The sequence below is a fragment of the Methylophilus sp. VKM B-3414 genome, from assembly GCF_032248435.1.
GTDB lineage: Bacteria > Pseudomonadota > Gammaproteobacteria > Burkholderiales > Methylophilaceae > Methylophilus > Methylophilus glucosoxydans.
The window spans coordinates 590,007-599,141 of record NZ_JAVTLI010000003.1 but is presented as its reverse complement, the minus strand read 5'-3'; the positions used below and the strand labels follow the sequence as shown (position 1 = coordinate 599,141).

The window sequence follows — 9,135 nt, the reverse complement described above, 5'->3', positions numbered from 1 at the left end:
TCCGGGCAACTGCTTGCACTAAAAAAGAGTTTCGGTATAATGCGCGCTTCGTTGCAAGGCACGGGTGCTTAGCTCAGTTGGTAGAGCGTCGCCCTTACAAGGCGAATGTCAGCGGTTCGACCCCGTTAGCACCCACCACTCCCAGCCTTCAGCAGATCAGCTTCAAATCATCCCCTGTTCGCTAAAAGAAAACGTCTCTTGCTTGGCGACGATAATGTGATCCAGCACTTTCACATCCACCAGCATCAACGCTTCTTTCAAACTGTTGGTTAATTGCTCATCGGCTCGACTCGGACTGGCGACCCCACCGGGATGATTATGGCTCAGGATCACCGCGGCCGCATTGAGCGCCAGCGCGCGTTTAACCACCTCACGCGGATAAACATTGGTTTGCATCAAGCTGCCTTCGAATAAGGTTTCATAGGCGATCAGCCGATTTTGCGCATCTAAAAACAAAATACCAAACACTTCGCGCTGCAAGGCCGACAGTTGTAACTGCAAATAATCCTTCACCTGGCGTGGCGAGCGAAAACTGTCATTTTGCTGCAAGGTTTCGCCCAAGGCCCGCTTGCTCATTTCCAGCACCGCCTGCAACTGGCAATATTTACTCACCCCCATGCCAGACACCCGTGACATCTGTTTAAGATCTGCTGAAAACACGCCATTCAGGCTATGAAAATGTTGCAACAACTCTCTCGCCAAATCCACAGCGGTTTTACCAGCCACCCCAACACGTAAGAAAATCGCCAATAACTCTGCGTCCGATAATGACACTGCGCCGGTGCGCAGCAATTTTTCGCGTGGCCGTTCCTGTTCCGGCCAATCTGTAATTGCCATGTGCCCCCCTTTATCGCCTAATGCAGCCAACCGATCTCACGTGCTGTCGGTCGACCAATCACCACTTCATCCAAACTTTTTGCCATGCGCGAGGTTTGCGCAGATTGAGGGATCTGGCCCGCCATCAGCTCGGCCATGGATTGCGGATACAGCGGCTGGGCATAGGGCTCTGCATATCCTTGCGGAAACTGGGGCTGATGGGTGCTGAGGTCGTATTTATCTGTGGCACTCAGGGTATGCAGCAGCTCATGCGCCACAATGACAGCATTCACAGAGTGCTGGCTGTTTTCGGCAAACAAATTGACACGGCCGATGCGGCCTTTGTGCAAGGCGGTGGAGTGCCGTAAATGCCGTTGCCGGGCCGGATCGTGATAGAGCAAATACAACTTGATGTCTAGCGGGACACCAACCTCCGGCTGATGCCGCCAGCCAAACCAGCGAAATTGCAGACTCCACAAAATAATCTCATGCAACGGCGCACTCACTGCAGGTGGCGCAGGCGGCACCTGATGAATTTCCGGGCCAAGATAAAACGTGATTGGCCGCCTCAAGGGCAATTGATATTTGGCAGCCTCCCGCGAGAAAAAGGCCGCCAACTGTTCAAAATCCTCAGCCCGCAAACTGGCAATATACGCGGCTGAAGTCGCAGAGCCATCGGCATTGACCGGATATAAAGCCACCTTGAGCGAATGCCGCCATTGCAGGACTTCGTACTCTTGCCAAAGCTGCAATAAAGCCGCACTCACCACTACTACCCAAAAGAAAATTCGGACTGTCTTTATCATGCCTGCCACCCAAAGGATGGATAGATGTTAACATGTTTAAAGACAGCCGGCGGCGCTCAAAAATGCTTCGATGCGCGCTTTTGCAGTTAAAATACTTGCCATGAACGCGATCTACGCAAAACCTTTAAATATTCTACTGGGCGTCACTGGCGGCATCGCTGCTTACAAAACAGCAGAATTGGTGCGCTTGCTGGTTAAACAAGGCCACCGTGTACAAGTGGTGATGACTGAAGCAGCCACCCACTTTATCACCCCAACCACCTTGCAAGCCTTGTCCGGGCAACCTGTGTTTATAGATAGCTGGGATCAGCGTATCGCCAATGGCATGCCGCACATTGAGCTCAGCCGTCAGGCAGATGCCATCCTGGTTGCACCAGCCAGTGCCGATTTTATGGCCAGGCTGGCGCATGGCTTTGCCAACGACCTGCTCTCCACCTTATGCCTTGCACGTGAGTGCCCACTTCTGGTTGCACCCGCCATGAACAGACAAATGTGGGAGAATTCGGCAACTCAGCGCAACGTGCAACAACTCAGGCAAGATGGCGTCACCCTCCTGGGGCCGGACAGCGGTGAGCAGGCATGTGGCGAAGTCGGGCAAGGCAGAATGCTGGAGCCGGATCACCTGCTGGAGGCCCTCACCCGTTTTTTCACACCCAAGTTATTGGCTGGAAAAAACATCCTGATAACCGCAGGTGCGACCATGGAAATGCTGGATCCGGTACGTGGCATCACCAACCTGAGCAGTGGCAAAATGGGCTTTGCTCTGGCGCAAGCCGCCACCCGCATGGGCGCAACGGTCACGCTAGTCTATGGCCACCATCAAGTCACGCCTCCCGAAGTCAGCCAAGCCTGCTTCGCGGGCAGCGCCGGTGAGATGTATCAAACTGTGATGCAGCACATTGCCAACCAAGATGTATTTATTGCCGTCGCCGCCGTGGCCGACTACCGACCACAACAAATATCAGAACAGAAAATCAAAAAGAGTGAGTCTGCACTCACCTTAGCGCTGATCAAAAACAAAGACATTCTGGCAGATGTCGCGTCCTTGCCTAATCCGCCTTACTGTGTCGGTTTTGCAGCAGAGTCAGAACAAATACTCGAACACGCCCGACAAAAACGGCTGGCGAAGCGGATTCCCATGATTGTGGCGAATCATGCCAATTCCGCCTTGGGCAGTGACCGTAACACAGTGACCATCATAGATGATCAAGCTGAAACGCCCCTGCAAGCCAATGAAAAAATTAATATCGCGTTCGAGATTCTCTGCCATCTGCATGCGAGACTTGATCCACATTAAATATCTTCAGGTCTCCTCAGTATTTTCATGAAAATACTGAGGAGCGAAAGCTTACGCACAGCTTACAATCGCGCGATTCGATTTTAAGTAGAAAGTTAGAACATGCGCGTATTCCGCCTCACGCCTTTATCGATGGCTATCGCAACCGCCTTCATCGCCCCCACCAGCGGATTGGCAGATGAAGAAAAAGCCGTCACCCTGTCTCCGATTGTGGTCACAGCCACCCGACAAGCACAAAACAGCTTTGACCTCCCGGTCGCGATTGACGTCGTAGAGCAAAAAAACATCAAAGATGGCCAACTGCAAATCAACCTCTCGGAAAGTCTGATTCGCGTACCCGGCATTACCGCGCAAAACCGCACGCAGCAGGCACAAGATCCACAAATTTCCAGCCGGGGCTTTGGTGCGCGCTCATCGTTTGGGGTGCGTGGCATTCGTATTTATGTCGACGGCATCCCGCTGACCATGCCAGATGGCCAAGGCCAACCCGGCGTGGTTGACCTGTCAGCAATTAAAAGTATAGAAGTCATGCGCGGACCATTCTCTTCGCTTTACGGCAACTCGTCCGGTGGCGTAATTCAAATGTTCACCCAGGATGCCCCTGCAACGCCAACACTAGGTGCAACCGCAATGTTTGGCAGCTATGACACCAAACGCAACATCCTCGAAGCCTCCGGCCAGCTTGAAGGGATGGAATACATGCTGAATGTTTCTAACTTTGAGTCTGATGGTTACAGAACGAATAGCGCAAGCAACAAGCAGATGGCTACTGCCAAATTCAAATTCAACCTCACAGAAGATACCAAAGTCACCGCTTTAGTTAACTGGTTCGATCAGGAAGCACAAGACCCTCTTGGATTAAATCGTGCTCGTGCATTCTCAAATGCAACGCGCAAGGACGCGGTCCCCGCGGCATTATTCGCCAATACGAGCGTTAAAAGAGACCACACACAGGTGGGATTCAACATTGAACATGCGCTTAACGCAAACAACAAGCTAACACTTACGCCCTACGTTGGATCAAGGAAAAATGCTCAAATCCTTACAACTACGGCACTGGCAACCGTTTTGCGCGGATCGGGCTCAGCCACAAACTTTTGCAGCGCATCTGATCCACTTCGTGGTACATGCGCAAGATTGAGCGAAATCAACCGCGAGTTTTATGGGATGGATGCTCGCTGGGACAATTCTGGCTCAATTTCAACACTTCCTTACAATCTAAGCTTTGGTTTGACTTATGGAAAATCCTCTGATGATCGCCTAGACACCAACACCCTGAACAATGGGTTTATCGTTAACGTGCGTAATCGTGATGAGCAAAATATTACGAACAACTTTGATCAGTACATGCAAGGGCGAATCAGCCTCACAAATAGCGTTGACCTTCATGCAGGAGCTAGGCATACCAATGTTCAACTAAAAGTTAAAGACAACTTGACCAGCGTAAACGGTGATAACAGTGGCCACGTGGAATATCAAAAAACCACCCCTGTGATTGGAGCTATCTGGAAAGCGTCAGAAAGCTTAAATTTTTATGCCAACTTTGGCAAAGGATTCGAGACACCTACCTTTATTGAAGCTGCATACGACAATGTCTCTAGCGGCGCTGGCAAACCGAATCTTGCCCTAAAACCATCTGAAAGCAATAATTTCGAGTTAGGCTTAAAGTCATTTCTAAACGACTACACTCGGCTTAATTTGACGCTCTTTCACATCAGCACGAAAAATGAAATTGTTGTTAATCAAACCAATGCCGGCAGATCGTCATACACAAATGCAAACGATAGCAAAAGAGACGGCATTGAGTTGTCTCTTGATAGCAACTTCGCTAATGGCTTGACTACCTATTTATCTTATTCATATTTAGATGCCAAGTTTGATTCAAGCTATCAAAATGCTAGCGGAAATTTGATTAAGTCTGGCAACCGCATTCCAGGGACTTACAAATCACAAATTTATGGCGAACTTGCCTGGAGACATCCAGCACTGGGATTCTTCTCAGCCCTTGAAGGCCGCTACAATAGCCAAGTGTATGTCAACGATATTAACTCCGACAAAGCGCCTTCTTACACAATCTTCAATGTGCGTGCAGGTTTCGAGCAAACCCTCAGCAACTGGAGATTTAAAGAATATTTGCGCCTTGAAAACATCACCGACAAAAATTATATCGGGGCGGTACGCGTCAATGATGGCAATAGCTTATTTTTTGAGCCTGCCGCTGGTCGCAATTATTTGCTGGGCTTGAGTGCTCAGTACAGGTTTTAATCCATTAAGCGCCGCTTAAAAGCCAGCATCTGCTGGCTTTTTTATTGAATAGCCTTGCCGCGATTAGTGATTTTCGACGCCATTTCGTGTTTAATAGCGCAATCAGTTTCTGGAGCCAGTCGCATGTCAATTACCGTAGACCTTAAAATCCTTGATCCTCGTTTGCATCATATGATGCCAAGCTACGCGACGCCTGGGTCTGCAGGGCTGGATTTAAGAGCGTGTATTGAACATACGCAAACTATACAAGCGGGGGAGACCATCATGATCCCGACTGGTATGGCGATTCATATCGACAACACTTATTACGCCGCCATGATTCTGCCGCGCTCTGGCTTGGGCCATAAACATGGCATCGTATTGGGCAACTTAGTAGGCCTGATTGACTCTGACTACCAGGGGCAGCTGCTGGTCTCGTGCTGGAACCGCAGTAAAGAACCGTTTATTTTGAACCCGATGGAACGTATCGCGCAGATGGTGATTGTGCCGGTAGTGCAGGCAGATTTTCATATCGTGGATGAATTTACCAGCAGTGAACGCGGTGAAGGCGGCTTTGGCAGCACAGGCAAGCACTAATTATTTGAAAAGTTGCAATAATTGCTTGATTTGATCATAGATTTCAATCTATAATCTCGCTCTTTCTGAAAAGATAAAAGTATTTGGAGACAACCATGGCACGTGTATGTCAGGTAACCGGTAAAAAACCAATGGTGGGCAACAACGTTTCCCACGCACAAAACAAAACAAGACGTCGTTTCTTGCCTAACTTGCAAAACCGTAAGTTTTGGGTTGAGAGCGAAAACCGCTGGGTAAGCCTGCGCATTACTAACGCCGCTTTGCGTACCATCGACAAAAATGGTATCGATGCAGTATTGGCTGATTTGCGCGCTGCTGGCGAAAGAATCTAACTCGCAGCACTAGTGAGCAAAGGACAATATCATGCGTGAAAAAATCAAATTGGAATCCAGTGCTGGTACAGGTCATTTCTATACCACTACTAAAAACAAACGTACCATGCCAGAGAAAATGGAGATCAAAAAATTTGATCCAGTTGCTCGTAAGCATGTGATGTACAAAGAGACTAAATTGAAATAATTTTAGTTTCAAGTGTTTAATAAAAAAGCCTGCATATGCAGGCTTTTTTATTAGCTTTCATTTATCGTTTATGCATCGCCATTAACAGCGCTTGAAGAGGAAATAATACGGACCTCCTGCTGTGGGTATGGAATCCGAATATTATTCGCTTTAAAGCGCCGCCAAATCTCATAATAAATGTCACTTTGCAATTTGGCTGTACCTTCCTCAGGGTTGGGAACCCAAACCGCTAATACTAAATCAATGCCATTCTGACCAAATGACTTGATTGTCACATCTACCGCCGTATCATCCTGTATGGTGCGCTCATGTGTTCTGCCGATTTCTTTTAATAACTGTATCGCCAGATCAAGATCGCTTTCATAGGAGATCTGAATAGGAATAGGCACCTTGGCTGTATGTACTGCAGAGGTATGATTGATTACCACATCCGTAATCATCTTCTCGTTAGGAATGATGATTTCTGTCGAATCGGGCTTCTGCAGGATCATGTAGCGAGAGCGCAACTCTTGCACAACACCATGATGCTCCCCAATGGTAATCAGGTCACCCATGTGCAGAGACTTATCCATCAAAATGATAAAGCCGCTCACGTAGTTACTGGCGATCTTTTGTAAGCCAAACCCCAACCCAACACCGAGCGCGCCGCCAAAGACGGACAACATGGTGACATCTATGCCCACCGCCGCCATGGACATCAGCAAGGCAATCACAATCGCCACCATGCGCACCAGCTTGACCATAATCACGCGCCAGTTGCCATTGATATTGGTAGCAGCCATCAAGCGCATCTCAATAATGCGGCTCAGCCACAATGCCACCAGCATGGTAATGACGATGGTCAGACTGCCCTGAAGCAGCAACAACAGGTTCAGCTTTTGCTTGCCGACAGTGAATTTCACGTCTTCGAGAATCTGCAATGCGGGATCGAGAAAACCGCTGATATGCAAAGCAACAATGACCCAGACACACCAGGCGATCACGCGCTCAAACGAATGCAGCCAGGCGCCAGGTGAAAATACATAACGCAATACATAAACAAAACTGCGAATCACCACCATCGCCAGCAGCATGCGCACTGACAGCTTGATCAGCCCCACATGCATCCAATGCTCCAGGCTGAGCCGGGTAATCAGCAGCATTAAAAATGCGACCAGAGGAAAGAACAGACGCTCAATTCCGCCCAGCAGTATTTTGTACACGATGTTTACGCGCCCTGCCGCAATTTGCTTGCGTAAGTGCAGATTTAACAGCCAGCTGACAGCGAGCACGGCACCAATGATGAATAATTGCCATAACGCCGACACCGAGCTCAGGTCGTGCGCAATTTCTTTCCAGAGAATATCAATATCGCTATCCATGTATTACCGCTTATAACAAAAAGATGGTGGCTAGGCCTAGAAAAATCATAAAGCCGCCGCTGTCGGTGATTGCCGTAATGAGAACACTGGAACCCACGGCGGGGTCACGATCCAGTTTATTCATCACCAATGGAATGGTGACGCCAATAATGGCCGCCAACAACAAATTAAGTGTCATCGCGGACATCATGACCAGCCCCAAGGCCGCGCTATGATAGAGCCAAAAAGCGATCAAGCCGAGCACACTACCCCAGATTAAGCCATTCAGCAAAGCCACGCCCATCTCTTTTTGCAACAGAGACTTCATGTGATAGCCAGAAATCTGCCCCAAAGCCAGACCGCGTACAATCATGGTGGTGGTTTGGTTACCGGAATTGCCGCCTATGCCGGCAACAATCGGCATCAGTGCAGCCAACGCAACAATTCGCTCAATACTGCCCTCAAACAAACCAATGACTCGGGAAGCAACCAGCGCCGTCACCAAGTTAATTGCCAACCACGCCCAACGGTTTTGCACCGACTTCCAGATGGAGGCAAAGAAGTCTTCTTCTTCGCGCAAACCAGCCAAAGACAGCATATCCGCCTCGGCCTCTTCACGGATGATATCCATCACCGTATCCACGGTAATCCTGCCGACCAGCTTGCGATTATTATCTACCACCGGGGCAGTTACCAGGTCATAACGTTCAAACGCCATCGCCGCCTGGTCCGCCATATCCTCAGGGTGAAACACCACAGCATCGGTAGACATGATATCGCCGACTTTGGTCTCCGGATCATTCAGAATAATACGCTTGAGTGGCAACACCCCTTGTAGGATGTCATCGCGATTAATGACAAACAACTTGTCGGTATGGTCGGGAAACTTAGGCAATCTGCGCAGATAGCGCAAGACCACTTCCAGCGTGATATCGTCCCGAATGGTCACAATATCAAAATCCATGATCGAACCGACAGTATCATCGGGATAAGACAGCGCAGACTGCAAACGCTCACGATGCTGTGTATCCAGGCTATACAGCAGATCCTGCAATACATCTTTAGGTAAATCAGGCGCAAGATCAGCCAGCTCATCGGTATCAAGCTGCTCGGCGGCGGCGAGCAACTCTTCGCTATCCATGTCAGCAATCAGTGTCTGGCGCACCGCATCCGATACTTCAAGCAAAATCTCGCCATCACGTTCTGCTTTTACCAGATCCCAAACCATTAAACGATCGTCTAATGGCAGCGACTCCAGAATATAGGCAACGTCGGCCGGATGTAGCTGATCCAGTTTGTGCTGCAGCACATTCAAATTCTGCTTGTGTACCAGCGTCTCAACCAGATCATGATTCGGCATATCCTGCCTATGCACGACATGCTCAACCAGCTTGTGTTTACCCAATAAATGGATCACTTGCTGCAAAGTCTCACTGAGGCTCTCTTTGCCTTCAATTACTTTTTCATCATGTTCGTGAATTTCTGTCATGCAGGATCCAATGTTGAGCAGCCGTTA

General features: G+C 49.1%; 9 protein-coding genes and 1 tRNA gene. 6 read left to right on the top strand and 4 right to left on the bottom strand.

Annotation, left to right across the window (positions count from 1 at the left end; genetic code table 11):
• Nucleotides 1-62: 62 nt before the first annotated feature.
• Nucleotides 63-138, top strand: a tRNA-Val gene (locus tag Q9292_RS05175).
• Nucleotides 139-162: 24 nt separating this feature from the next.
• Here Q9292_RS05175 and radC read toward each other — a convergent pair.
• Together radC and Q9292_RS05165 are read right to left on the bottom strand one after the other, a co-directional pair.
• Nucleotides 163-837: a RadC family protein gene (radC, locus tag Q9292_RS05170; RefSeq protein ID WP_194748709.1), complete on the bottom strand. Its 675-nt coding sequence runs from the start codon at nt 835-837 to the stop codon at nt 163-165.
• Between the two features lie 17 nt (nt 838-854).
• A complete protein-coding gene (locus tag Q9292_RS05165; protein ID WP_313985508.1) occupies nt 855-1,622 on the bottom strand; it encodes a hypothetical protein in 768 nt (255 codons plus the stop codon).
• A gap of 100 nt (nt 1,623-1,722) precedes the next feature.
• On the opposite strand from Q9292_RS05165, the gene coaBC reads away from it, so the two are divergent.
• The 5 genes from coaBC (at nt 1,723) to rpmG (ending at nt 6,279) form a co-directional block, all read left to right on the top strand.
• Entirely contained in the window at nt 1,723-2,919 is a 1,197-nt protein-coding gene (gene coaBC / locus Q9292_RS05160; protein WP_313985505.1) for a bifunctional phosphopantothenoylcysteine decarboxylase/phosphopantothenate--cysteine ligase CoaBC, read from the top strand.
• Between the two features lie 102 nt (nt 2,920-3,021).
• The gene (locus Q9292_RS05155; protein WP_313985502.1) at nt 3,022-5,184 is read left to right on the top strand and encodes a TonB-dependent receptor; all 2,163 of its coding nucleotides are present in this window, start codon (nt 3,022-3,024) and stop codon (nt 5,182-5,184) included.
• 123 nt (nt 5,185-5,307) lie between these two features.
• Nucleotides 5,308-5,760 (top strand): dUTP diphosphatase, encoded by a 453-nt coding sequence (gene dut / locus Q9292_RS05150; RefSeq protein ID WP_194748713.1) that lies wholly within the window; start codon nt 5,308-5,310, stop codon nt 5,758-5,760.
• Nucleotides 5,761-5,855: 95 nt separating this feature from the next.
• Entirely contained in the window at nt 5,856-6,092 is a 237-nt protein-coding gene (gene rpmB, locus Q9292_RS05145) for a 50S ribosomal protein L28 (protein WP_313985499.1), read from the top strand.
• A gap of 31 nt (nt 6,093-6,123) precedes the next feature.
• On the top strand, nt 6,124-6,279 hold the full coding sequence (gene rpmG, locus Q9292_RS05140) for a 50S ribosomal protein L33 (protein WP_013441158.1): 156 nt from the start codon (nt 6,124-6,126) through the stop codon (nt 6,277-6,279).
• Between the two features lie 68 nt (nt 6,280-6,347).
• Here the strand turns inward: rpmG and Q9292_RS05135 are convergent, their stop codons facing one another.
• A complete protein-coding gene (locus Q9292_RS05135) occupies nt 6,348-7,640 on the bottom strand; it encodes a mechanosensitive ion channel family protein (RefSeq protein ID WP_313985490.1) in 1,293 nt (430 codons plus the stop codon).
• A gap of 10 nt (nt 7,641-7,650) precedes the next feature.
• Nucleotides 7,651-9,108: a magnesium transporter gene (gene mgtE, locus Q9292_RS05130; protein WP_194748715.1), complete on the bottom strand. Its 1,458-nt coding sequence runs from the start codon at nt 9,106-9,108 to the stop codon at nt 7,651-7,653.
• Nucleotides 9,109-9,135: the final 27 nt, after the last annotated feature.